This window comes from Dickeya oryzae (assembly GCF_009372235.1).
Lineage (GTDB): Bacteria > Pseudomonadota > Gammaproteobacteria > Enterobacterales > Enterobacteriaceae > Dickeya > Dickeya oryzae.
Window position 1 is genome coordinate 165,255 of the sequence record NZ_ML762924.1, and the last position, 23,759, is coordinate 189,013.

23 protein-coding genes are annotated in these 23,759 nt (G+C 54.3%); 7 read left to right on the forward strand and 16 right to left on the reverse strand.

All coding sequences use genetic code 11. The annotated features are described in order from the left end of the window. Positions 1-52 precede the first annotated feature (52 nt). From FAZ14_RS10710 to FAZ14_RS10755, 10 genes are all read right to left on the reverse strand, one after another. Complete coding sequence (locus FAZ14_RS10710) at positions 53-502, reverse strand: hypothetical protein (protein ID WP_016941545.1); 450 nt, start codon at positions 500-502, stop codon at positions 53-55. A gap of 64 nt (positions 503-566) precedes the next feature. Next, on the reverse strand, positions 567-1,700 hold the full coding sequence (locus FAZ14_RS10715; protein WP_016941544.1) for an acyl-CoA dehydrogenase family protein: 1,134 nt from the start codon (positions 1,698-1,700) through the stop codon (positions 567-569). Continuing rightward, a complete protein-coding gene (locus tag FAZ14_RS10720; RefSeq protein ID WP_038926797.1) occupies positions 1,697-2,128 on the reverse strand; it encodes a VOC family protein in 432 nt (143 codons plus the stop codon). The genes FAZ14_RS10715 and FAZ14_RS10720 overlap by 4 nt, the downstream gene beginning before the upstream one ends. An 81-nt stretch (positions 2,129-2,209) precedes the next feature. After that, positions 2,210-3,763, reverse strand: coding sequence for an AMP-binding protein (locus FAZ14_RS10725; RefSeq protein ID WP_153508510.1), 1,554 nt, complete (start codon positions 3,761-3,763; stop codon positions 2,210-2,212). Beyond that, the gene (locus FAZ14_RS10730; RefSeq protein WP_038926795.1) at positions 3,744-5,312 is read right to left on the reverse strand and encodes an AMP-binding protein; all 1,569 of its coding nucleotides are present in this window, start codon (positions 5,310-5,312) and stop codon (positions 3,744-3,746) included. Before FAZ14_RS10730 ends, FAZ14_RS10725 begins: the two co-directional genes overlap by 20 nt. After that, a complete protein-coding gene (locus tag FAZ14_RS10735; protein WP_016941541.1) occupies positions 5,309-5,617 on the reverse strand; it encodes an acyl carrier protein in 309 nt (102 codons plus the stop codon). Before FAZ14_RS10735 ends, FAZ14_RS10730 begins: the two co-directional genes overlap by 4 nt. Before the next feature lie 5 nt (positions 5,618-5,622). Further along, positions 5,623-7,206, reverse strand: coding sequence for a class I adenylate-forming enzyme family protein (locus FAZ14_RS10740; RefSeq protein WP_016941540.1), 1,584 nt, complete (start codon positions 7,204-7,206; stop codon positions 5,623-5,625). Positions 7,207-7,215: 9 nt separating this feature from the next. Further along, entirely contained in the window at positions 7,216-8,145 is a 930-nt protein-coding gene (locus tag FAZ14_RS10745; RefSeq protein WP_153508511.1) for a hypothetical protein, read from the reverse strand. Further along, entirely contained in the window at positions 8,142-9,482 is a 1,341-nt protein-coding gene (locus FAZ14_RS10750) for a type III PLP-dependent enzyme (RefSeq protein ID WP_016941538.1), read from the reverse strand. The genes FAZ14_RS10745 and FAZ14_RS10750 overlap by 4 nt, the downstream gene beginning before the upstream one ends. After that, positions 9,475-9,786 (reverse strand): hypothetical protein, encoded by a 312-nt coding sequence (locus FAZ14_RS10755; protein ID WP_016941537.1) that lies wholly within the window; start codon positions 9,784-9,786, stop codon positions 9,475-9,477. The genes FAZ14_RS10750 and FAZ14_RS10755 overlap by 8 nt, the downstream gene beginning before the upstream one ends. A 643-nt stretch (positions 9,787-10,429) precedes the next feature. Here FAZ14_RS10755 and FAZ14_RS10760 point away from each other — a divergent pair. Next, positions 10,430-11,182 carry a helix-turn-helix transcriptional regulator gene (locus FAZ14_RS10760; protein WP_016941536.1) on the forward strand — a complete coding sequence of 251 codons (753 nt, stop codon included), beginning with the start codon at positions 10,430-10,432 and terminating at the stop codon, positions 11,180-11,182. On the opposite strand, the gene FAZ14_RS10765 is transcribed toward FAZ14_RS10760, so the two are convergent. Beyond that, the gene (locus FAZ14_RS10765) at positions 11,148-11,786 is read right to left on the reverse strand and encodes an acyl-homoserine-lactone synthase (protein WP_016941535.1); all 639 of its coding nucleotides are present in this window, start codon (positions 11,784-11,786) and stop codon (positions 11,148-11,150) included. The genes FAZ14_RS10760 and FAZ14_RS10765 overlap by 35 nt on opposite strands. Positions 11,787-12,367: 581 nt before the next feature. On the opposite strand from FAZ14_RS10765, the gene bhsA reads away from it, so the two are divergent. Together bhsA and FAZ14_RS10775 are read left to right on the forward strand one after the other, a co-directional pair. Continuing rightward, positions 12,368-12,613, forward strand: a complete 246-nt coding sequence (gene bhsA, locus FAZ14_RS10770; RefSeq protein ID WP_012882864.1) for a multiple stress resistance protein BhsA — start codon at positions 12,368-12,370, stop codon at positions 12,611-12,613. A 616-nt stretch (positions 12,614-13,229) separates the two neighbouring features. Then, positions 13,230-13,721 (forward strand): hypothetical protein, encoded by a 492-nt coding sequence (locus FAZ14_RS10775; RefSeq protein WP_235914514.1) that lies wholly within the window; start codon positions 13,230-13,232, stop codon positions 13,719-13,721. 78 nt (positions 13,722-13,799) lie between these two features. Here FAZ14_RS10775 and FAZ14_RS10780 read toward each other — a convergent pair whose 3' ends face one another. From FAZ14_RS10780 to FAZ14_RS10800, 5 genes are all read right to left on the reverse strand, one after another. Then, entirely contained in the window at positions 13,800-14,432 is a 633-nt protein-coding gene (locus tag FAZ14_RS10780) for a hypothetical protein (RefSeq protein ID WP_153508512.1), read from the reverse strand. A 237-nt stretch (positions 14,433-14,669) separates the two neighbouring features. Continuing rightward, positions 14,670-15,751 (reverse strand): IS3 family transposase gene (locus FAZ14_RS10785; RefSeq protein WP_235914519.1). Its coding sequence is split into 2 segments (ribosomal slippage): positions 14,670-15,520 and positions 15,520-15,751, totalling 1,083 coding nucleotides; the frame shifts between segments, so codons are not numbered across the junction. A 348-nt stretch (positions 15,752-16,099) separates the two neighbouring features. Further along, positions 16,100-16,963, reverse strand: coding sequence for a YicC/YloC family endoribonuclease (locus FAZ14_RS10790; RefSeq protein WP_016943498.1), 864 nt, complete (start codon positions 16,961-16,963; stop codon positions 16,100-16,102). Between the two features lie 129 nt (positions 16,964-17,092). Then, positions 17,093-18,001 carry a LysR family transcriptional regulator gene (locus FAZ14_RS10795; protein ID WP_012882866.1) on the reverse strand — a complete coding sequence of 303 codons (909 nt, stop codon included), beginning with the start codon at positions 17,999-18,001 and terminating at the stop codon, positions 17,093-17,095. A gap of 127 nt (positions 18,002-18,128) precedes the next feature. Beyond that, positions 18,129-19,211, reverse strand: a complete 1,083-nt coding sequence (locus FAZ14_RS10800) for a dipeptidase (RefSeq protein WP_153508513.1) — start codon at positions 19,209-19,211, stop codon at positions 18,129-18,131. A gap of 200 nt (positions 19,212-19,411) precedes the next feature. Here FAZ14_RS10800 and FAZ14_RS10805 point away from each other — a divergent pair, with 200 nt between their 5' ends. The 4 genes from FAZ14_RS10805 to FAZ14_RS10820 are packed head-to-tail and all read left to right on the forward strand — an operon-like array spanning position 19,412 to position 23,747. Then, positions 19,412-21,007 (forward strand): ABC transporter substrate-binding protein, encoded by a 1,596-nt coding sequence (locus FAZ14_RS10805; RefSeq protein WP_153508514.1) that lies wholly within the window; start codon positions 19,412-19,414, stop codon positions 21,005-21,007. Then, positions 21,007-22,017 carry an ABC transporter permease gene (locus FAZ14_RS10810; RefSeq protein ID WP_016943495.1) on the forward strand — a complete coding sequence of 337 codons (1,011 nt, stop codon included), beginning with the start codon at positions 21,007-21,009 and terminating at the stop codon, positions 22,015-22,017. Before FAZ14_RS10805 ends, FAZ14_RS10810 begins: the two co-directional genes overlap by 1 nt. Further along, on the forward strand, positions 22,014-22,916 hold the full coding sequence (gene nikC, locus FAZ14_RS10815) for a nickel transporter permease (RefSeq protein WP_012882870.1): 903 nt from the start codon (positions 22,014-22,016) through the stop codon (positions 22,914-22,916). The genes FAZ14_RS10810 and nikC overlap by 4 nt, the downstream gene beginning before the upstream one ends. Beyond that, on the forward strand, positions 22,917-23,747 hold the full coding sequence (locus tag FAZ14_RS10820; protein ID WP_016943493.1) for an ABC transporter ATP-binding protein: 831 nt from the start codon (positions 22,917-22,919) through the stop codon (positions 23,745-23,747). Positions 23,748-23,759 lie beyond the last annotated feature (12 nt).

Consider the following 23,759-nt stretch of genomic DNA (forward strand, 5'->3'; position numbering starts at 1 on the left):
AGCGAGTCTGGTGTCGTGGTAACGGGAATTATCATGATAGCGGCTGATAACGTTAGTGCGGGTAAAACCGGCAGTAGCGATAGGTGACCGGTTGCGCGTCAGCGCACGTGCTGACACGACGCAACGGATCGCTCAGGTAGAGTACGGTGCCATCATGATCCAGCAATGTGCAGGCGAGATCACGCTCGGCCAGTGTCCGCCCCTGAGCTTTGATCCCCAGACTGCGATGAAAGCCCGGTGCTGCATAAAGCAGGCTTTGCAGCAGTGGGGTGCGAAACTGGGGCGGCACGCCATGATACTCATAGAGCAGGACGCTGTTGGCATGGTGGGCACAACAATGGCGGCAGAGTGCGATCACCTCGGCAGCGTGCAGGCCGGATTCATCACGGTGAACCGGCTCATGCAGAAACCAGGGCATGTCAGGGTTGGCGTCATTCAGGGCAAACCAGGGTAACAGCAAGGCATGTTGTTCAGCGCTAAGCGGTGTGGCGCGCGTCTCCACCGTCAGGCTTCCGGCTTCCTGTGCTATCGCGTGGTTGATGGGGGAGATAACGGGAGACTCCACACTATGCCCCCCGATAACCGTGATTAATCAGGTGGATGAACGTGGTGCCTTCGGTATATTCAAAGGCTTTCACATCGCGCCAGGCTTTTGCCAAACGAGGATACTCGCCCAGCGCGGCTGGTGGCGCATGATGAATCGCGGCCATCACCACGTGCTCGGCCACCCGGGTGGCGGTAATTTTGGCAAGCCCGGCGTCGCGCCCACAGTTTTCGCCTTGTTCAAAACGCTCACAGACCATGCGTACCTGCGCCATCGCGGCCTGCAACTGACGCCGGGCTTTCAGTAACCAGGCAGCACGTGGCGTGGACCAACGCTGTTGCAAGGTGAGATCGAGTACGGAACGGGCGACACCCAGCGCAATAGCACCGACACAAGGGCGTAATGAGTCGAACGTTACCATAGCAGAACGGGCAAAGCGCTCGGTCGGTTTCAGGTGTTGTCCCAGTAACGCACTGTCCGGTACGAACACATCACGAAGTCTCAGATGCGATACGTTGCAGCCGGGTATACCGTTGATGGGGATGCGTTCGGCGAACACACCATCCTGATGACGTGGTGAAAACGTGAAGACATTAATGCCAAGCGGACCGGATGCGGTACGGGCGAACAATACGCCGGTATCGGCGATGACACCGTTACCAATCAGATACTTCTCGCCGTTTATCAGCCAGCCGCCATCCACCTTGACGGCGCTGGTCTGGATTTGTTGTGCGTCGCTGCCAACTTCCGGTTCGGTCATGGCAAAACAGCTCCAGGTCAGTTCGCGAGTAAACTGGGAGAAGAACGCATCTCGCTGCGCCTGGTCGCCCATATTATCGACGACTAACGCCGCCATACCGGGGCCAGGTGCGGCGAATAGCAGATTAGGGTCGATATAACCGAACGACTCATAAGCCTCGCAGCGCAGGGGTAACGGCAATACCCGCAGGGCGTCGCCCTGTTCCTTCAGCCAGCTCGTTGGCTGGTAATCCGCGGGGACGCCCAGCGTATTGAGCATGTGAGCCAGTGAGTACTGCGCCGTCAGGCGTGCTTTCTCTGGGGCAACATCGATTTGCCCGCCAAGGTGACGTCCTTCAGACACGGTGTCTTCAATCAGACGCTTTAAGGGCAAAAGGAAGCGAGCGTAATCATTCACGCGGTTTCTCCTTGCGCGATCAGGCTGGTACTGCCGGACATGATCTCCATGATGCCTGCCTCCGGTTTGTACAGATGACTGGCCAGCGGTCCTTGTGGGTAGGCATGGAACGGACGCGTCAGCGCCAGCCAGCCATCTGCACGTAACTGCTGGTATTTCTGGTTGAAGTCATCGACTTCAAAGCAAATATGGTACGGCAGGCAATCTTTGCGTTCTTTGTCCAGCATCCCGTTTAACAGCCGGTTTTCCGGCAGCGGTTCCACCAGTTCTATCTGCATATCCTGACGGGTGGTATTCATGAAGGTAACGTAAATCTGCTGGGCGCTGACTTTCTTGCGATACACCGTGATCTGGGGGAAAAAAGTTGCCATCGCAGCGATAGTCGCATCACTATCTTTAACGATATATCCAAGATGGCTGAATTTCATGACTTTTCTCCCATCAATGCCGTTTGTAACAGACTACCGGCAACAGCGGTTTTTTTTTATGCCTGCTTGCAGGTCGTACCGCTATTTTGGTGGGCTATAGAGCGTTGTGCTATTGCCGCGCTCTGGTAGCACATCGGTTTCGCATTGCTGCATCAATGCCTGGCGGTCGGTCTTGCCATGTAGCGTCAGGGGAAACGGGCCGGTGAAGCGGATAATGCGTGGCATCATGTAAGCGGGGAGCCGTTGTGCCAGAGAGCGCCGAAAGCTATCGCGGTAGGCGGCGGTATCGAGACCGAGATGGACGCATAACACCAGTTCAGTCACAACGTTGTTGCTTTTCTTGATAAGTACAACGGATTGCTTTACCTGCTCACACTGACTGGCAGCCTTTTCGATTTCAGCCAGATCAATACGATTACCATGCCATTTTATTTGGCTATCGGTACGTCCCTGAATAAACAAGTGCCCTTGCTCATCCTGGTAACCAATATCGCCGGTACGGTAATAGCGTTCGTTACCATCCCGAGTGCCAAATGCCCGGTTAGCCGGTAGATCATGTGGTAAGTAACCCGCACCAACTTGTGGTCCCAGAATGACGATTTCACCGTAATGGTCAGCCGGCAGTGTGTTTCCCTCTTCATCCCAAATCTCAATGTGGTTTGCACCATGCGGGCGGCCCAATGGCAAGGCACCTGCCTTTTTGGCATCCACAGGGGGTAAACATAACGCATGGGTCACACAGGTCGTTTCGGTAGGGCCGTAGGCATGCCTTATTTCTGTTTGTGGGAAGCGGGTTTGGAGTGTTTGTACCAATAATGCAGACACCGGCTCTCCGCCGACGAAAAGCACGCGCAGCGCAGGCAGGCTCTTTGCGTTGAACTGACGGTCGATGCACATAATGTCCAAAAAGCTGGGTGTGGAAAACCAACTGCTGGCTTTTACGGCGGACTCGGTGAGTAGCTGTAGGTTCTTACGGGGGCGGATATTATTAACGTGATTGAGCATCAACACTGCTTTACCTGCCGCCAGTGAAGGGAATAGATCCATGACGCCCATATCGAAAGACAAGCACGCGTGATTCACGTGGCCACCTGGAAATTCCTCCGCCTGAAGGCTGGGAATGTACCAGTCAGAAAAGGCCGCGAAATTCCCATAACTGATTTTGACCCCTTTCGGCTCGCCGGTGCTGCCGGAGGTGGTCAAAATATAAAATATCTGCTCAGGTGCCGCCCTGACTGGCTCGGTGAGCGATGGGGTATCCGGCAGCGAGGCGGTAGTACAGAGCGGGATGGATAGCGACGGTAACGCGGTGCGTGGCGGGCAGGCCAGCAATAGCAAGTCCGCCTGTGTCACCGCGACAATATGTGTGATACGGGCAGACGGATTGGCGATATCGACAAAGGTGAACGTGATGGCCTCAAACGCGCAGGCCAGCATGGCGGCGGCGGCGTCCAACTGCTTGTGGCCGTAAATCATCACGCAACGCGGTTGGTGCTGCTGTAGCGCCTGACGTATGGCTCCCACCCGCACGCCTAGCTGCGCAAAGGTATAGCTACCTTCATCGTTGACGATAGCGAGATGCTGTGGGGTTTCCCGTATCCGGGCCTGAATCGGATTAAGAACTGACGAAAACATAGCGTTTACCCTTATCAAGCGCCTGTTGCGCGATACGCTGGCGGTCTAGCTTGCTGTTGTGGTTGAGCGCGGCCTGGTCTACCGGATACCAGAATTTGGGCACCATATAGAGCGGAAAGTAGCGGCGTAAATAGTCCGCCAGCGCTGGCAAAATATCCGGCTGACTGGACAGGATAAACGCCTGTAGCCCCTGAGGGGTGTTGTGTAATAGCCACGGGGTGACAATCACATCCTGCACGTGTGGGTGTTCCCGCAGTGCATTTTCGATGTCATCGAGGGCGATGCGGTAGCCCTGTATTTTTAACTCGCTGTCTTCCCGACCGTGAAAATAGAGCAGGTTATGGCGTAGTGAGCCTAGGTCGCCGGTGCGGTAGTGACGCGTGCCGTCGGGATGAACAACAAAGCGTGATGCCTGAATCGGCGATGCGTTCAGGTAGCCTTCGCTCACTGCCGGGCCGCTGATAACGATTTCTCCACGTTCGCTGTCCGCCGGGGCATCAATGTGCACAATGACGCCCGGGCGGACATAGCCCAGCGGCAGCGGTGCATCGTCATTGAGCATATCGGGGGTGATGTCGCAGGCGGTAATGGCGACCGTGCACTCTGTCGGGCCGTAGGTATTGACGATGCGGCAACCGGGAAAGGTGCGCCACAGCGAGCTGACGACCTCTTTTGTCAGCACTTCGCCGCAAAAGATAAAGGTTTTCAGGTGCGGCAGATTGTCCTGACAAAATGCCCGATCCCGCAGATAGTTGCGGGTGAGCGACGGTGTGCTTACCCAGGTCTGGATACCTGCATCGGCATGGCGGGCGATCATTTTGCGGGTATTGATGAAATCGCGGTAATCCAGCACTGAAATTGGCTGGCGATAATGCCACGCCAGCCACAGCTCGTACTGGGCGACGTCAAAGCAGTAACGAATATTGCCGCTGATTGCGCCGGATAGGGGAAAGGCCTCGACTGCCCAGCGAACGAAGTGCGCCAGATTAGCGTAACTCACCTGAATGCCTTTGGGGGCGCCGGTGGTACCGGAAGAAAACATAATGTAGGCGATGCCGCTGATAGCGTGTTGGCCGAACGCCTGCCCCATCTGATGGCAAAAATCAGCCAGTTGGGCGGCGGGCCGACGGGTTGTGGCGTCCGTGGCGTCATCGCCTGCTGTCAGTGACACTGTCAGCGTCGGGATACCACTCTGCGGCGCAGCCTGACTGGTGGCGTTAAGTATCAGACCGGCCTGAATACTGTTGGCGATAAAACGCAGGCGCTCGTCGGTGTTATCGGTTTCGACCGGGACCACCGGGTGGCCGGTTAACAGGCAGGCCCACCAGGCTACCAGACAGGCCGGGTGCTTGTGCCCGTAGAGGATAACCGGTGCCGGTTGCGGGCGGCCACTGGCGGCATGATGCGTGCGCAGGTGTTCCGCCAGCGCCAGCGCGCCGTGGTACAACTGGTGGTAGGTCAGCTCACCGTCAATGTGATGGCAGGCCGGGGTGTGCACACCATCAAAGCGCGCCAGCAGGGAAGTCAGGTATTGCCACGATGCGATCATACACAAGAGACGCCGTGCTCCCGTTGTGAGTGAATGAAGCGGCTGAGCGAATCGATGGTGCTGAGCTGCTGGCTGTCCAGTGTTACCGGGTCTATCGACAGCCCTTCGATCATCTCTTCCAGATACATCATCAGTTCGATGAAAATACCGCTCTCAAACCCTAAATCCCGCTCCAGATCGGTGTGCGGGTGCAATTCCGACAGGTCATCGGTTTCCAGCACCATACCGATCGCCGTGACGATCTTCTGGTAATAAAAATCCGGGTTGTAGTAGGTGGTGGCGGGGCAATCAGTATCATGTGACATCGCGGTTACTCCATCAAACCGGGTTGTGGGTAGGCGGCCAGCGTTGTCCCTGCCATCAGTTGTTCCTGCAGCAAAGTACGGTTGACCTTACCATTTTGATTCAGCGGTAATTGCGGCATCAGCAGGAAACGGTGCGGCACCATATACGATTCCATCTGGGTTTTGCTCCAGCGCGACAAGGCCTTTTCGTTCAGATCGCCACGGGTAACGACACAGGCGATGATTTCATCGCCGTAAATCGCATGCGGTATACCGACAACGGCTACTTGCACCACCTGCGGATGACGGTTGAGCACGGTTTCCACTTCTTTGGGCGCGACTTTCTCGCCGCAGCTTTTCAGCATTTCGTCCCGACGGCCGATGAAATAGAGCAGGCCCTGATCATCCAGCCGACAGATATCGCCGGTGTAGAGGACGTTTTCGCCCGGCAACAGGCCGGGGCGCAGTTTCTCGGCACTCTTCTCGTCATTGCGCCAGTAACCACACATCACCGTCGCGCCGCGGATCACCAGCTCGCCGGTGGCATTGCGGGTATGGCGCTGACCATTGTCGTCCACCACCCACAGTTCGGTATTCGGAATCGCGATGCCGACGCTTTGCGGATGGGTGGCAAGGTACTCTGGTGGCAGATAGGTGCAGCGGTGGCACTCGGTCAGCCCGTACATCGAGTAGATGCGCGCGTGTGGAAAGATATGGCGTAATTGGTCGATATCGCCGGTATGCAGCGCGGCGGCGGTGTTGGTGACGGTACGAATCGAAGCGAAGTTGTAGCGCGAGGCCAGCGGTGCTATCAGACGCAGCATGGTCGGCACGATAGGCAGCACTGTCGCACGTAGGGTGACCATACGTTGCAACGCTAACAGGGGCCGACGGAAATCCGGCTCCACGATTAACGTACACTGCGCCAGCGCAGACATAATGACCTGATATAACCCGTAGTCGAAGCTCATCGGAATGAACGACATGATGCGGTCATCGTCGCGCAGTTGCAGGTAACCGGCTACTGAGCTGGCGGCGGTAATTATATTGCGGCGGCTGAGCATCACCCCCTTGGGGTGACCGGTAGAACCGGACGTGTAGATAATGCATGCCAGATCAAGGTCAATACCTGTAGCGAGCCGCTCGCACTCAACGGAGATGCGGTACGGTTCGTTCGCCAGTGCCGCAGTCACCTCGTGGCTAAAACAGACCCGGGTGTGGCGATTAAACTGCTGCCAGTGCTCACTGACTTGAGCGATGGTGATTTCATCGTTAAGGGCTGGGTCGGCTATCAGCAGGCGACATCCGGCGTTATCCACCAGCCAGCTGAGTTTACCGGCCTTGGTTTCCGGGTTCAGCGGAATGAAGATCGCGCCCAGATATTGCAACGCCCAGAAATAGAGCACGAACGTCAGTGAATTTGGCATGTAGACGATCACCCGGTCACCTTTCTCCACCCCTTTTTCCCGCAAATAATCCGCCAGTTGTCGGGCTTGCAGGCGCAACATAAACCAGCTGATTTCGCGATCGGTATCGATGACGGCGGTTTTATTGGCCGCTTCTTTGGCGGCCCGGTCAAGCCAGTGGGTCAGGTGGGTAATGTTCGTCATGGAGCATCCTTAATGGGGACAGGAAGAGCGGGTGAACATTCCGGTGTGGTGCGGCTGATAACGCAACACACAGGTGGTGAGATGACGCGCTTCGGGTACCGCCAGCAAGTAACGGTGACCCGGTTGTGCCTGTTGTTTCAGGTAGATAAAGGGGGCCGCACACAGTAATGACTCTGGCACGCTTAACAGTTGGCAGTGAGGAATGTCACCTTGCAACGCCTCAATCAGCGCCGGGCTACCCAGTAGCGTCAGCGGTAGCGTCTCTTGCATCGGCAAGCGTGCGAGCAGGTGGCGCAGGGTCACCGTCAGGTCGCCGTTATCGGCGTAAGGCTGGCGATAGTAGCCTTCAAACACCAGTCCGCTGGCTTGCCCGGCTGGCCGTTTTTCTATCCGCATCAGGCAGCAGTTTTTCTGGGGGCGCAATTGCGCCAGTCGTTCGCTGGGATAAGGCGCGATCTCCTGATCGGCAATCATCAACAAGGCCTCATGCCGGTCCTCTTCGCAGGCCAGATAGTCATCGATGACGTGCAGGGCGAACAACGGAGCCGCCAGGCCGCGATCCGAAATCGAAAACCCGAACGCATGGTGAGCCTCGCACGCGTGGATCAGGGCGTTAGAGACGGCGCAGCCGAGGTCGCTATCCGGGGTCCAGTGGGCGAATACCACCACATCAAGCGGCTGTAATGTATGACGCGCCTGCAATTCAGGTAACAGCGCTTGCATCATCGCGGTAAAGGAGTGGCTGCTATTCAGCCAGCGGTTCAGCACCGCGCTGTCCGGCTCGGCTGTTTCGCCGTGAGAGCGAAAAAAAGCCCGCAGGTAATCCGCCATCAGCGCCTGACTCGGGTGCGGCACCCGTGATGCGTCATCACGTTCAGGTGCGCTTGCCGATGAGAACGTACGCCAGACCAGGTCATCCGGCTGGATACACAACATCATGATGCCTCTCCGTGCCAGAGCTCAACCGGCTGTTGGCGAGCCAGTAACTGTGCGGTGGTCTCCGGCTGGCGAATCTGAATCAACCGGTGTCCATCCACCATCACTTCCGCCGGGTAACCGAAGCTCAGGAACAAACCGGGTGAGGCGGTTAACCCATAAGCACCGGAATGGGTGATACCGATCAGGTCGTCGACCGCCAGCGTCGGCAGCAGCACGTTGTCGCCCAGCAGGTCGGTAGGGGTGCAAAGCGGTCCGCTGACCTGATAAGGCTGCACCGGCCGGGAGTGATTATCACCCAGCCGTAACAGCGGAAAGTTTTTACGCAACATGCTGTTCAACCCTGCCGCCGCACTGTGGCAATTGGCTCCGCCATCGCAAATGGCGAATGTCTTTCCACCCGCGGTTTTCAGGGTGTTGACTCGGGTGACGAACAGACCCGCTTCCGCTACCAGATAACGCCCCAGCTCAATGATGATTTGCGTATCGGCGGCCTGGCGGCGGAAATCCGCCACAATGGGGGCGATCGCATCACCCAGTGCCGGTAAATCCAGCGCTGTTTCTTTGGGGAAATAAGGAACGCCAAAACCACCGCCGATATCGACAAAATCCAGCGTTAGTTGGTGTTGATCGCGCAGGTTTAGTGCCAGTTGCAGGATATTTTGGGTATTGTCGGCGATAGCCTGGGCGTTGAGGATTCGCGTTCCCAGATAGACATGAAAACCGCGCACGGCAAGCGAAGGCCAGCGGGACAGACAAGCCAGCACGGTTTGCAACGTATCCAGTGTCATCCCGAACTGGGTAGGTTTTCCGCTCATCACCAGTCTGGCATGTTCACTGCTAAAATTCGGGTTGATGCGTAACGCCACCGTCTGTACGGTGCCAGCCTGTGCCGCCAACTGGTTGATATTATCCAGCTCGGTGACGGATTCCACCACAATCGCCCGGATACCACAATTCATGGCGTGCGCCAGCGCCGGTAGCGACTTGCCCGGCCCGACATACAGAATATTTTGCGGTAAGACACCGGCTGCCAGCGCGGTATCCAGTTCCGCGGGTGAACACACCTCGCACCCCGTCCCTTGCTCCACCAGCGTTTTCACCACCGACAGGTTCGGGTTCGCCTTCAGAGAATAGTACACCGCCGTTCCGGCTGGCAGTTGCTGATAGAGCCGCTGAAGCTGCCGACGTAGCTGGCGGGCGCTGTAGACATAAAAAGGCGTGCCGACATGCCGGGCGATCGTCGCAACCGGTATCTCTTCTACATAGCCGTTGGCAAACAGACCATCGTTGGCAAACAGCGCGTCAGGCTGGGTGGCGGGGTGAGCAGGGTCAGCCATGATGAAGCCGCTCACGCAGGAACGTTGTCAGACTGGTCAGATTCTGGAAGGCATCGAACACACGGTCGTCTGTCAGATCAAACAGGTCACCGGTCAGGTGGTAAGCCGCTTCGCAGTGATCGCTGAGTACGGCAATCAGGCTGACGATATTGATGGAATCCAGCAGCCCTTCGGCACCGAACAGCGCCGCGCCCTGAAAGATCTCGGTGATACGACCGTTATCGATGCCGATCGCGGTGAGTTTATCACGCAGAAGGGTATGCAATGTGTCATCATCGTGATGAGTCACTACCGTATAATCCATTCTACTCCCCCTTATCGTTGTTTTTTGGGAGTATAACCAGCGTTGTCTTCGGGCGTTTTGTTTGAGATTGCATGCCCGTTGATGTACCGGGAGGCATATCGTCAGTTAGGCGGCAAAAGGCCCATAATGTATTCTGATGGCCGTATTTCGCTGCGTTTACAGGTGATTTATGTCAAAGCCTGCGGTGGGAAGAGAGTGGAATTGGCGTGATGGCATCATGGTGGCGGATAAAATGACCTTTCCCCCTCCTGCGAACGGTAGCAGGAGAGAGAAGGGTTAAGAATAAAATAGCACTACTGACCCGCCATACTTCAGATTACCAGCAAGATTGGCGACCATAATCATCATATGTTACCGGCTTAACACCGGCTGTTGGCGATGGATCTGGCTGCGACCTTGCGGCAACTCGAATTATTTTGGGTATAATTAATAGACTAATAAATATTTCCCTGGTGTGCGCCAAATTGGCTTTCCGATCGCTAATAGTGATCAGAGTTTTTTATTTTCATATTTGATGTTATTTTTTGAAAATTCTAAGGATTTTGAACCGGGAAAGATAGTTAGACTTAGGTATAGGTTGATACTATACTTTTGTGCCGTCATGATCAGATTGCACTGTCGTACACGATTTTGGGAGAGTTAGATGTCTGTATCATTCTCTAACGTTGACTTCATTAATAGCACAATACAAAACTATCTTAACCGAAAGTTAAAGAGCTATGGCGACCTGAAATACGCCTATTTGATCATGAATAAGAAAAAGCCGACGGATGTGGTCATTATTTCTAATTATCCATCGGAATGGGTTGAGATTTATCGAAGTAATAATTATCAACACATTGACCCGGTTATTCTGACGGCGATTAATAAAATCTCTCCCTTCTCCTGGGATGATAATCTGGTTATCAGCTCAAAATTAAAATTCTCCAGAATATTCAATCTCTCCAAAGAGTACGACATTGTTAACGGTTATACCTTTGTGTTACATGATCCGGGCAATAATCTGGCTACATTGTCTTTCATGTTTGAAGAGAATCGCAGCGGAGAACTGGAAGAGATTGTTCATAATAATAAAGAAAAACTGCAAATGCTGTTGATTTCTGCCCATGAGAAGCTCACCTCCCTTTACCGGGAGATGAGCAAAAACAAAAACAACAGCAAGTCGCAGGAACCTAATCTTTTCTCACAACGAGAAAATGAAATTCTCTACTGGGCAAGTATGGGAAAAACGTATCAGGAAATTGCACTCATTCTTGGTATTACCACCAGCACCGTTAAATTTCATATTGGCAATGTTGTTAAAAAACTGGGTGTACTGAATGCTAAACATGCCATCCGGCTTGGGGTTGAAATGAACCTGATCAAACCAGTGGAACCAGTAAAGGCAAGGTCTTAAGCTGCTCGGACTCGGCCTGTGTCATCTGGGTAATGCGCTCAATCAGCGCGTGTCGGCTGTCGTCATCTGTGGGCAGATGCAGCAAATAAATGCGCTCCTGTTTTTCCGAGAGCCCTTGCTGAATGATGGAAATGCGCCAGCCTGAACGTTTTAACAAGGTCAACATCGGGTGGCTGACAATTGTGAGGATACCGTCGTAATGGTATTTTCTGGCGTAATTAATCATAGCGAGGAATAACGTCAGACATGCCGGATTGCGGGTGCCAATTAAATTTCTTACCCGATCACGGTCAACAAAAAAACGGCTGGACTCAATATAATTCCCTTCGGGGATCTTGAGGTTATCGAAGTAAGAGTAAAACGTGCCGGTAATCATATTGGGGTATTTTATTTCTATAAACCGGACGCTACAAATCACCTTCCCCTCTTTGACGCCTAAAAGATAGGTGGTGTGCTCATTATCATACTCGTCGAACTCCATCCCATTAATACAGTTGACTGCCCAGTCAAGACGGTCCTTAAATGTATCTTTGCGTAGTGTAAACACCTCATCCAGCTTGTTATTTGACATTAAGCTAAAACTCACATCAAATATTTCTAACATATTTCCCCCTATCCTTAACTTCATGTCTTTTTGCGCAATAGCTCACCTGGTGAGGGTATTTTAACGTTTTTATTGCTTGATTTTCCAGCGTGATTATTTGAGGTCATGTAAGGGAAACTTTTTTTAATTAGTTGACATATAGTTTCCTTATCCACGTTCACGGCGTATGCCAGAAGCGAGATAACTCCCGGTTAGTCAGGGGATAATACCCACCGAAAGAATAATTAATATTTGGAATAATATGCAGGCGTACTTAACAACGTATGTACTTGCCTCTGCAGAATGCGCTTGATGAATGGCGCAGAATAACGCCGTGAACTCGTCGTGGGGGAGGCCCGTATCCGGTGCCTGAGTCCCCATTCCGTGTACCTGGCCGATTTTCTTTATTTCCCCGGTCGCTCAAAAAAACATCCGATCAGACTTGGCAGTAATCGACTGAATACACTGTGGTTTCATATTTCTGACATAGGAATGTGATATGGATCGCACTTTTTGTGAAGTTGGGTATAGTTACCATAGTGATAATTGACTTGTCATTTACAAACACCCTTAACAACGAAGACGCAAAAAAGGAAACCATCATGAACATGAAAACTGTCTTTACTGCCATCGCATTGAGCACTCTGTCCGTCGGCGCTTTTGCTGCAACTGAAATCCAGTACCCACAAGGTCAGGAAGTCGGCAGCATCTCCGCCAGCGCTAACACGCTCGATAGCCTGCAGGCTAAACTGGCTGCCAAAGCGGATGCCGCTGGCGCTAAATCATTCCAGATCACGTCCGTTCAGGGTGACGACACGCTGCACGGCAACGCGGTTCTGTATAAATAATATGATTGACGAGGTGGGAAGGGCTCGCTCTCCCCACCTCACCTGTTGTGATAACCCCCTCCCCTCTTCTGTGTTTATTTTTTAGGTTTTTATTAACCGGGCTCTGCCCGGTTTTTTTATGGCTGATGGGGTGGGGTATGAGAGGGCGGAGTCCCAGAAGTATCGGAAAGTCTTTGTAACACTTTGAGATATGGTTAGATTCTATGGCATCAAAAAAGCCCGCTATGCGGCGGGCTTATTGGTTTTTTGATGGTGGGTGATGCGTTGTGAGGTGTTATTCGATATTCTGAATCTGTTTATTGAATATGAAATAAAAGTATTAAAAACTAGCTTGTTAGTATGATTTTGTCTGTGGTTACGGCAGTTTACTACCCGATGTACTACCCGTTTGGAGTAGGCGATTTATAGGCCTGTAGAGTCGTTATCTGGCTTCATAGGTTAAGGAATGTAACTGGCTATCTGCCTCCAATTCACTCTGATAGTCGGGTCGGTGCCAAGAGCGGACACTAACGATTGTACTTTGCTCCCTTTTTGCGAGCATTCGTTAAAACGCCTATTATGCCGAACTATGCAATCTGACGCGCAGCCGCACTATGCTGCACTGGACGTTACCGATATGATGGATGCCGAAATTCATTCATCAAAAGGAACTAAAATGACTGACCGGGTGATATTGCAGCGTGAGTTTTCTGAGCTTATGAACGGGCTGCACGGAAGCATCTTAAAATATGCTACTGACCGAGCCGAACACCATCAGTGTGAGGTTTATCTGTGCGTGAACAACAAATCACAATGCGATCAAATACTAGAACGCATCTTTGACAAAAGAGTTGTTAATAAACTTAAATCAAATCAGGTTATCTCCGTTAACGGACAGAAATTGAGCTTATATTCGCCCCTGACTCTGAATAAGAGTTATCTGCCGGAAGCTGTGTATTTATTGATGTTCCCCAGCCCTGAACTGCTGAAATCTGTTGAATATCAGGCGAGCCTCAACCCCGTTCATGAAATTATCGTGTTTACCGAATCAGACGGGCATACAGAGGCTACGGATAACTGGATGTCGGAACATGAGGTTCGCACGCTGGGAACCGGAAAAACAGCCTAATACAAGCCGCCAGCAGGCGGTTTTCGAGCATATCTTTCTGCGGATCGTTGACAATCCGAGTCGCAGCGTAACCTACCATTACAGTAATTTTCGCTGTTTTTCAGCGACTCGCTTCGCCTTCATTTCCATTCTGCGGAGATTGGCGCGGGACTTTGATGCGCGAATCTGAACCAGACGTTCCCGAATGGAGACCGCCGGATTGAATCCCCCTTCCCATGACACATGTTTTATTTTGAATTTTCGACAAATATTCTCTGAGAGTTCGATTACATACAGGCCGTGCTTTGCGTAGAGTTCCTGCCGCTTGGCATAATAACCAGTGCAATCTGGCGCATCATCAAAGTAAGAGTCATCAAGGTTTGAAAGTTCACTGATCACCTGTTCACGTTTCGAATCGATGCTATGCAGCCTGTAAAGCATATCTGCATCCAGATATTTATAGTCACCTTTTACTGATGATAATTGCAGTTCAGGTTTAAAATAGCCTGTTACCTTGTATTCTTTTTCAGGATCATAAATACCGTCGTTATAAGACAAGAATTCACACTGAGATATATATTTGTCTAGCACGAATATAAGCTGTATTACTATATGTCGTTCTTCTCTTTTCCTTTTTTTCCTCTCCCAGATCGCCTCTTTTACTGTGTTAAAAATAAGCGGCCCTGCGATGGCTGCTGCTGCTCCAACTAATGCCCATGTTTCCTTTTCCACATGAACTCCTAACTAAGCTAATCACTGATGATTAAAATCTTATACCGTATGTTCTGGTAGGGCGATATCTGACGCACTGAAGCAGGATATAGAGCACAACGATTCGGTAAAACCCTTATAAGACCGAATCGCCTCCTACCCTGCGTTGCTGCTACCATAGACACAATATGCTGTTGACCATAAGCCGCTGTCGATACTACATATAGTGTACACAGGCGAACTGTAAGTACACCCGTTTTAGTTCCATGCACTTTTTGAGATATCCGGTTTTTCAGTCATCAGCCGGTATTCTTCCGGCGTCAGGTTATTCAGGGATTCATGAGGCCGCTCGCTGTTGTATTCCGTCAGCCAGCGCTCTGTGATTTCCCTTGCTTCATTCAGCGTCCTGAACAGATAAAAATCCAGGATTTCTGTCCGGTACGTCCGGTTAAAACGTTCGATAAAGGCATTTTGCGTCGGCTTGCCCGGCTTAATAAACTCCAGCAATACACCATGCTCTTCTGCCCACTGTGCCAGCGCCAGCGAGACCAGTTCTGGTCCGTTGTCCATCCGCAGTTTCAGCGGATAACCACGGTTTGCGACGATCCTGTCCAATACCCTGACCACCCGCTGCGCCGGGATATTCAGATCGATTTCTATCGCGAGAGCCTCGCGGTTAAAGTCATCTACCACATTAAAGGTCCGAAAGCGCCTGCCGCAGACCAGCGCATCATGCATAAAATCTATCGACCAGCTCTGGTTAAGTGCTTCCGGCGTCACCAGCGGTGCGGGGTTACGCACGGGCAAACGTTGCTTTCCTTTACGACGAAAATTCAGTTTTAACAGGCAGTAAATACGATGAACGCGTTTATGGTTCCATGCATGTCCCTGCCTGCGTAACTTCTGGAACAACTTCCTGAAGCCGTAACGCGGATAGCGCTCCGCCATTTCAGTCAATACCTGAATCACCGGCTCATTACGCCGGGTGTCGGGCTGATAAAAATAGACCGTCCTGCTCAACGATAACGCCCTGCATGCCTGGCGGATGCTCATCGCAAACTGTGCGGTCAGATAACTGACGAGCTCACGCTTTATCGCGGGTTTTAAAGCTTTTTTTCAATGACATCCTTGAGTGCGCGGCACTCCAGACTCAGATCGGCAAACATCTGTTTCAGACGCCGGTTTTCGTCCTCCAGCTCTTTCATCTTTTTGATATCAGAGGCTTCCATACCGCCAAACTTTGCTTTCCAGTTGTAATACGAAGCCTCGGATATTCCCGCTTCGCGGCAAACGTCTTTGACGGTCCGTCCGGCTTCAACGGACTTCAGAACGGCGATGATCTGGTGTTCGGTAAATCAGGCTTTGCGCATGGCGATCTCCTCAGGGGACATAATCAGTATGTCGGAAGATCTCTAAAAGTGAATGGTTCGGTTTACCGGGATACTTACAAGTCGACAATTGGTGCAAGGCTGAGATCAGAAGCTATACAAAACAAAAAATGAAGATAGCCGCCGCAAGGCGGCTAATGGGGGTGTACTTAAACTTGAATAAGTACACCTTTAAGTACACGTAGAACATGCGCTGTAGTGATACATCATGAGACTATATAAAACAAAAAAGGCCATGATTTACAATGGCCTTTTTATCCTGACGAGACTTAGTGAGACAACGCGAGATCGCGTGAAACGTTACTCAATATTCTGAATCTGTTCCCGCATCTGCTCAATCAGCACTTTCAGTTCGATGGCGGAGGCGGTGACGTCGGCGTTGATGGATTTGGAACCCAGCGTGTTCGATTCGCGGTTGAATTCCTGCATCATAAAGTCCAGACGGCGGCCGACGGCTTCCTGCTTGTTGAGGATTTTGTAGGTTTCCCGCACGTGGGCTTCCAGCCGGTCGAGTTCTTCGGCCACGTCGATGCGTTGCGCCATCAGCACCAGCTCTTGTTCCAGCCGGTTGCCATCGAGCTGCACCTGCGCTTCTTCCAGCTTGCTTTGCAGTTTTTCCCGTTGCCACTGCAGAATGTTCGGCATGTGGGCGCGGACTTTGGCGACTTCGGCGCTGACGCCGACCAGGCGCTGTTCAATCAACGCCTTGAGCGCGTTGCCTTCGCTTTCGCGGGCGAGGATAAAGTCATCCAGCGCGGCTTCCAGCGCCTGCATCAGTTCTGTGCTGATGGCATCCAGATCCTGTTCCTGTGCCGACATCACTCCCGGCCAACGCAGCACGTCGAGTGGGTTGACCTCGCCTTCGTCACTTTGCATTTTCACCCAGTTCGCCGCCGCGACCAGTTGTTTGGCCAGTGACTCGTTGAGGATCAATTGCCCCTGTGAGCGTGGGTCCAGATCAAAACGCAGGCCACATTCGATTTTGCCTCGGGTCAGACGGTTGCGGATGCGTTCACGGATTACCGGCTCCAGGCTTCGGAATTGTTCGGGTAAACGGATGTAGGTTTCCAGATAACGCTGGTTTACGGAGCGCAGCTCCCAGGCGGCGCTGCCCCATTCACCCTTGATTTCTCGCCGGGCGTAAGCGGTCATGCTACGAATCATCGGTGCATACCTGTTAAGAAGTGATGAGGTAATTATAACGGGCGCTTTACTAAAAGCGACAGCGGTAACGGGCTGACAAATCACAGCTTCCGGCCGGGCAGTGCCGTGGCCGGAAACGTAAGGAGGGAATCAGGCGGCGTCCAGCAGCGGCTGGCACTGGCTGGCGAGCTCACGGCACTTACTTTTCAGTACCTGTTTGAGTTGCAGGATCTCGCGGGATTGCGGGATATCGCGGCGGCTTATCAGCATCACTTCGAACGGCAGTGGCTGGCTGATGGGCACGATTTTGAGCTGGTCGGCGTAACGACGGGCGGTGAACAGGTCGACAATACCGGTGCCGCCACCTGCCAGCACCATGTCGGCTATCACCGAATAGGTTTTGATGTACAGCGACGCGGCGGGTTTAAGGCGGCGATCATGCAGTGCGCGATGTACCACCTGGCCCAGCGGGTCTTGCTGTTGCATCATCAACAGGTTGTTGTGGCACAGCCATTCCAGCGATACCGGCCCTTGTTGCGGGCTGTCTTTCGGCAGTATCGCCACCATACGTGACTGGCACAGCGGTTCGGCCAGTAAATCCGGCGGCACCTGCTGGCCGAACACCAGCGCCAGGTCGAGCTGGTGCTGCTGAATATTCTGGCACAGGGTGCTGAAGTGCTCGGTGACCAGCTCGATGTTCATGAGCGGCACCTGCTGCTGGAACTCGACCATCGCCGGGGCGACAATCATCTGGCCGAAGGCGTGAGCCGCACCCAACCGCATGGTTTCGCACTGGCCTTTGCGAATGTTCTCAGTCAGGCGGGAAATCGCCTGCAACTGGCTGTAGAGCTGTTCTATCTCCGGCATCAGCCGTTGCCCTTCCACCGTGGGGACCAGGCCTTGCGAACGCCGTTCGAACAGCGCGAATCCCAATTGCTGTTCGGCGTGATTCAGCACACGGCTGACGTTGGGTTGAGAAACGTTGAGTAGCCTTGCTGCGCCGCTGATGGTGCCGGCCTGAACGATCGCCTGAAAGACTTCGATGTGGCGTAAACGCATAACCTGAGTCCTGTATATGGTGTGTTCCCGACCGGCCCGATGGAGCACGATCCAACGTATAAACAAGCAAAATTCACGCCAGATAATTGAAAAACGCGGTGCAACCGCTGTAAGCCGCGGCCGCTGGCTATTCGCCCCAGGTGGCTTCCAGCACACGCAACCAGTTGCCGTAACAGATTTTCTCCAGAAGAGTGCGTGAGTAGCCCCGTCTGGCCAGTGCCTGCACCAAAATGGGGAAACCGGCCACGTCCTTCATGTCTCCGGGGATGGTGGTGCCATCCAGATCGGAACCGAAGCCGACGCCATTTTCTCCCAGTTTTTCCAGCAGATACTCCACATGGCGGACGATCTCCTGCACCGTGGCAGCCGGGTCTTTACGGCCGTCGGCGCGCAGGAAGGAGGTACCAAAATTGACGCCGACAAACCCGTCGCGTTCGCGAATCGCCGCCAGTTGGCTGTCCGTCAGGTTGCGCGACTGGGCGCACAAAGCGTGGGCATTGGAGTGGCTGGCTACCAGTGGTGCATCGGAAACCGCTGCCGTTTGCCAGAAGCCTTTTTCATCCATGTGGGAGAGGTCCACCAGAATGCGTTTGGCGTTGCAGGCGCGTACCAGTCGCAGCCCGGCATCGGTCAGGCCGTCGCCGGTGTCTGGGGAGGAAGGAAAGCGAAACGGCACCCCCTGACCGAAGATATTCGGCCTGCTCCACAACGGCCCCAGGCTGCGCAGCCCAGAGGCGTAGAGAATATCCAGCAGATCCAGGTCGGCATCCAGCATCTCGGCACCTTCAATGTGCATCACGGCGGCCACCACACCGTCTGCCATGCAGCGGCGGATATCCGCCACGCTGCGGCAGACTCGCAGTTGCCCGTCAGACGCCGCTTCAAGACGTAACAGGGTGGAGAGCATCCAGAAGCTGATGTCACGCGCTTGCGCCATCGACGGGGTCGTTAATGAAACGTTACCACCTGGTATGGATGTTGCATCACCGTTGGCAGAGGGAACGTAGGTGGCGAACAGGCCGCCAGCGAATCCGCCCTGCCGGATCCGGGGCAGGTCAATGTGACCTTGCGACGGCCCGTTCAGAAAGGCATCGGTCGGATTATCGCGATGAAGCCGCCACAGACGTGATAACACGTCGTTGTGACCATCAAAGACAGGGAGTGCGGCGTGCTGCTCAAGCGGCTTGTCTGACACAGGCGAATCTGACATGGATGAAGTACCGATACTGGATTGAAGGAAAATGATTTTCTGAGATGGAACCTGATGTGCACCTTCCTGGTGCAGGTCATTCAGGCGGAGAAATTTTGTTCGCCGCGTCACCATTTAAGCCAGCGCCCGTGATGTCTGTCAAGCCGCAAAAAGAAAAAATATCTTTTTTTATATTTTAAAATCAGACACTTGGGGGATTAATGGTTACCAGAAGACGTTTTCTTGCCGGTTGCGCGACCGTACCTTTCCTGTCCTGGCTTAATGTGAACACCGCGTTTGCCGATACGCCGCCCTCAATACTGGTGATGGCGATGCAGCTTGATAACATGACCAGTCTCGACCCGCAGGAAGGGTTCGAGGCGGTGGGAACGGAAATTATCGGCAATCTCTATCAGCGTCTGGTGATGCCGAACCCAGCCAATCCGCAAGAGGTGATTGGCGATCTGGCTGTCAGTTGGGAAGTGGCCAATGACAGCAAAACGTTCACTTTTCACCTCAACCCGAAAGCCCAATTCGCTGATGGCTCGCCGGTGAGCGCCACCGATGCGGCCTTCTCGCTGCAACGCGCGGTGAAGCTGGATAAAAGCCCGGCGTTCATCATCAACCAGTTCGGCTTTACCAAAGACAATGTCGAGCAGCACATTACCGCACCAGATGACAGCACGCTGGTGATAAACCTCGACAAACCCGCGGCGGAAACCTTCCTGTTGTATTGCCTGTCAGCCCCGGTGGGCAGCATCGTGCAGAAAAAAGCCGCACTGGCGAATCAGCAAAACGACGATCTGGGTAACCAGTGGCTGAAGCAGAATAGCGCCGGTTCCGGCCCGTTCTCACTGGTGAGCTGGAAGGCCAGCGAAAGCATCATTTTGCAGAAAAACGATCACTTCCCGGCGAACAATGCCTTCAAACGCGTGCTGATTAAACACATTGTTGACCCGTCCGCCCAGTTGCTGATGCTGCAAAAAGGGGACGTGGATATCGCCCGCAACCTGACCACCGAGCAGATCCGACCGCTGGTGAACGACAGCAACTACCATTTGGTACGCCAGAGCATCGCCAGCGTGATGTTGCTGTCTTGCAATACCGCCAACGAGTTCCTGAAAAAGCCGCAGGTATGGCAGGCTATCAAGTGGGCGCTGGACTACGATAGCATCCAGAAAAACATTCTGCCGCTCACGCACAAAGTGCATCAGAGCTTCCTGCCGGGCGGCTTCCCGGCGGCGCTGGACGATAACCCGTTCCACCTGGATGTCGCTAAAGCCAAAGCGTTGCTGAAAGACGCCGGTTATCCCGATGGTTTTGACATTACTCTGGATCACTACTCCGCGCAGCCGTACCCGGATATCGCGCAGGCGATCCAGACTCAGTTGGGCGCTATCGGCATCCGCGTGAAACTGATCGCGGCGGAAAACCGTCAGGTGTTGACCAAAATGCGCGCCCGCCAGCAGCAACTGGCGCTGACCGCGTGGGGGGCCGACTATTTTGACCCGAACTCCAACGCCGAAGCGTTTTGCATCAACACCGACAACAGCGATGGTGCGCGCAACCGCACGCTGGCGTGGCGTTGCAACTGGTCGGATGAAAAATTCAATCAGTTGACCGAGCAGGCGCTGCATGAGCAGGACCCGGCCAAACGCATCGCGCTGTACGAAACCCTGCAACGTCACCACCGTGAGCAGAGCCCGTTCACACTGATGATGCAGGATGAAAAAACGCTGGCCTGTCGCAAGAATCTCAGTGACGTCACCATGACGGTCTTAAGCAAGGTGCCTTACCAGCAGGTGAAGAAAGCCTGATGCAGATACTGATTCGTTTTTGCAGTACGCTCGGCAGCCTGTTGTTGACCCTGTTGGGGCTTTCGGTACTGACCTTTTTCATCGGTCGGATTATGCCGACTGATCCGGTGCTGGCCGCCGTTGGGGACAACGCCCCGCAGGCGGTGGTGGAGCGGGTGCGTCAGGAAATGGGGCTGGATCAGCCCCTGTGGGTGCAATACGGTCACTACCTGAACCAACTGCTGCACGGCGATTTAGGTCGATCGGTGCTGACCTCTAACCCGGTCACCACCGATATTGCTCGCTATTTCCCTGCCACGCTGGAGCTGGCGACGGCGGCGATCATCGTCGCGGCGCTGGTCGGCATTCCGCTTGGGGTGTGGGCGGCGGTGCGCCAGGGGCGCTGGGTCGATCAGGTGATTCGCGTCATCTGTCTGGCGGGTCATTCACTGCCGGTGTTTGTGCTGGCGTTACTCAGCCTGCTGGTGTTCTATGCGGTGCTGGGCATTGCGCCGGGGCCGGGGCGGCAGGACATCCTCTTTCAGGACATGGTGCCGCATGTGACCGGGTTGCTGACGGTGGATTCGCTACTGGCGGGTGACTATGACGCACTGCGTGACGCGCTGGCGCACATGGTGCAGCCGGTGCTGATTCTGGCGTATTTCAGCATGGCGTATATCACTCGTATGACCCGCACCTTCATGCTTAACGCACTCAGCGGCGAGTTTGTGATCACCGCCCGCGCCAAAGGGTTATCGTCCCGTCGGGTGGTCTGGCGGCACGCGTTCCCCACGGTAGCGGTACAGCTGGTCACCGTACTGGCATTGACCTACGCCGGGCTGCTCGAAGGTGCGGTAGTGACAGAAAACGTCTTCTCCTGGCCGGGGTTGGGCCAATACCTCACCACCGCGTTGCTCAACGCAGACATGAACCCCGTGGTGGGTGCCACGTTGCTGGTAGGCGCGGCCTATGTGCTGCTGAACCTGCTGGCTGACATTCTCTATCGACTTTTGGATCCCCGCGTAACATGAGTTTTTTGGTCTCACGAGCCTGGTTGCTCGACGAAACGCCTGCCACACGCCGTCAGGCGGTGTGGGGGCAGCGTTACCGCCTGTGGCTGGGGTTTCGCACCAATCCGCTGGCGGTGATAGGGTTGATCATCATCGCGGTGGTGATGCTGCTGGCACTGGTGGCCCCCTGGCTGGCCCCTTACGACCCCGGTTTTCAGAATCTGTCTAACCGGCTGGCCGCGCCGTCTGCGGCGCACTGGTTCGGTACCGATGAACTGGGGCGCGATGTGTTCAGCCGTATTGTCTACGGCGGACGTACCACGCTGGGTATGGTGCTCGCGGTGGTGGCGCTGACCGCGCCCATCGGCCTGCTGGTTGGCTGTATCGCCGGTTATGCCGGTGGGTGGCTGGATAAAATCCTGATGCGGCTGACCGATATCTTTCTGGCCTTTCCTCGGCTGGTGCTGGCACTGGCGTTTGTCGCGGCGCTGAAACCGGGAGTGGAAAGCGCCATTCTGGCGATTGCGCTGACCGCCTGGCCGCCGTATGCCCGGCTGGCGCGAGCGGAAACGCTGCAATTCCGTCATACCGATTTTATCGCCGCCAGCCGCCTGACCGGTGCCGCGCCGCTGCGCATCATTCTGCGCCACATTATGCCGTTGTGTGTACCGAGCCTGATTGTGCGGGTGACGCTGGACATGAGCTCCATCATCATCACCGCCGCCAGTCTGGGCTTTCTTGGTATGGGGGCACAGCCGCCGTCACCGGAGTGGGGCACGATGATCGCCACTGCGCGTCGTTTCCTGTTCAACGCCTGGTGGGTGCCGCTGGTGCCTTGCGTCGCCATTTTCCTGACCTCGCTGGCCTTCAACTTTTTGGGTGATGGCCTGCGTGATGTGCTGGACCCGAAGGAGCGCTAAATGCTGGTGGAAATTGAGAATCTCCGTATCGCGTTTGCCAACCGGACAGAAACGTTTGAGGCGGTGCGTGGCGTTAGCTTCAGCGTCGGTAAGGAAAAATTCGCTATCGTCGGTGAAAGCGGTTCCGGTAAGTCGCTGACGGCCCGTAGCCTGATGCAACTGCTGCCCGGCAGCGCCCGTGTTCAGGCCGACAAGCTGAGCTTCGACGGTATCGACCTGCGCGGTGCCAGTGAAAAAACGCTACGCCAGATTCGCGGTAAGCGGGTCGGTTTTATCCTGCAAGACCCGAAATATTCACTGAACCCGGTGATGACTATCGGCCAGCAGGTGGCGGAAGCCTGGCGCGAGCACAAAGGCGGTAGCCGCCGTGCGGCAATGGAGGCGGCCATCGACCTGTTGGATCAGGTGCGCATTCGCGACCCGCAGCGGGTGGCAGGGCGTTATCCGCATGAGGTGTCGGGCGGTATGGGGCAACGGGTGATGATCGCCATGATGCTGGCACCGGACCCGGAATTACTGATTGCCGATGAACCGACCTCTGCGCTGGATGCTACCGTGCAGGCGGAGATCCTCTGCCTGATTAACGATCTGGTTTCGCAACGTGGCATGGGGCTTATCCTGATCAGTCACGATCTGCCGCTGGTGTCGCACTTTTGCGATCGCGTCGCGGTGATGTACGCCGGGCGGATCGTCGAACTGCTGCGGGCCAGCGAATTGTTACAGGCGCAGCATCCCTATACGCAGGGGTTACTGGCTTGCCTGCCGTCGTTGAAACACCCACGCGCCCGGCTGCCGGTGCTGCAACGCGACCCGGCCTGGAGGGATGCGTGATGGGGAAAAATG

Bases quoted from the DNA above. Each gene is read 5' to 3' on its own strand.
- FAZ14_RS10730 (WP_038926795.1), bottom strand. From the start codon at position 5,312: ATGATCGCATCGTGGCAATACCTGACTTCCCTGCTGGCGCGCTTTGAT.
- FAZ14_RS10745 (WP_153508511.1), bottom strand. From the start codon at position 8,145: ATGATGTTGTGTATCCAGCCGGATGACCTGGTCTGGCGTACGTTCTCA.
- FAZ14_RS10755 (WP_016941537.1), bottom strand. From the start codon at position 9,786: ATGGATTATACGGTAGTGACTCATCACGATGATGACACATTGCATACC.
- FAZ14_RS10735 (WP_016941541.1), bottom strand. From the start codon at position 5,617: ATGTCACATGATACTGATTGCCCCGCCACCACCTACTACAACCCGGAT.
- FAZ14_RS10795 (WP_012882866.1), bottom strand. From the start codon at position 18,001: ATGCGTTTACGCCACATCGAAGTCTTTCAGGCGATCGTTCAGGCCGGC.
- FAZ14_RS10800 (WP_153508513.1), bottom strand. From the start codon at position 19,211: ATGTCAGATTCGCCTGTGTCAGACAAGCCGCTTGAGCAGCACGCCGCA.
- FAZ14_RS10725 (WP_153508510.1), bottom strand. From the start codon at position 3,763: ATGTTTTCGTCAGTTCTTAATCCGATTCAGGCCCGGATACGGGAAACC.
- FAZ14_RS10820 (WP_016943493.1), top strand. From the start codon at position 22,917: ATGCTGGTGGAAATTGAGAATCTCCGTATCGCGTTTGCCAACCGGACA.
- FAZ14_RS10720 (WP_038926797.1), bottom strand. From the start codon at position 2,128: ATGAAATTCAGCCATCTTGGATATATCGTTAAAGATAGTGATGCGACT.
- FAZ14_RS10740 (WP_016941540.1), bottom strand. From the start codon at position 7,206: ATGACGAACATTACCCACCTGACCCACTGGCTTGACCGGGCCGCCAAA.
- nikC (WP_012882870.1), top strand. From the start codon at position 22,014: ATGAGTTTTTTGGTCTCACGAGCCTGGTTGCTCGACGAAACGCCTGCC.
- FAZ14_RS10760 (WP_016941536.1), top strand. From the start codon at position 10,430: ATGTCTGTATCATTCTCTAACGTTGACTTCATTAATAGCACAATACAA.
- bhsA (WP_012882864.1), top strand. From the start codon at position 12,368: ATGAACATGAAAACTGTCTTTACTGCCATCGCATTGAGCACTCTGTCC.
- FAZ14_RS10790 (WP_016943498.1), bottom strand. From the start codon at position 16,963: ATGATTCGTAGCATGACCGCTTACGCCCGGCGAGAAATCAAGGGTGAA.
- FAZ14_RS10765 (WP_016941535.1), bottom strand. From the start codon at position 11,786: ATGTTAGAAATATTTGATGTGAGTTTTAGCTTAATGTCAAATAACAAG.
- FAZ14_RS10775 (WP_235914514.1), top strand. From the start codon at position 13,230: ATGATGGATGCCGAAATTCATTCATCAAAAGGAACTAAAATGACTGAC.
- FAZ14_RS10810 (WP_016943495.1), top strand. From the start codon at position 21,007: ATGCAGATACTGATTCGTTTTTGCAGTACGCTCGGCAGCCTGTTGTTG.
- FAZ14_RS10750 (WP_016941538.1), bottom strand. From the start codon at position 9,482: ATGGCTGACCCTGCTCACCCCGCCACCCAGCCTGACGCGCTGTTTGCC.
- FAZ14_RS10805 (WP_153508514.1), top strand. From the start codon at position 19,412: ATGGTTACCAGAAGACGTTTTCTTGCCGGTTGCGCGACCGTACCTTTC.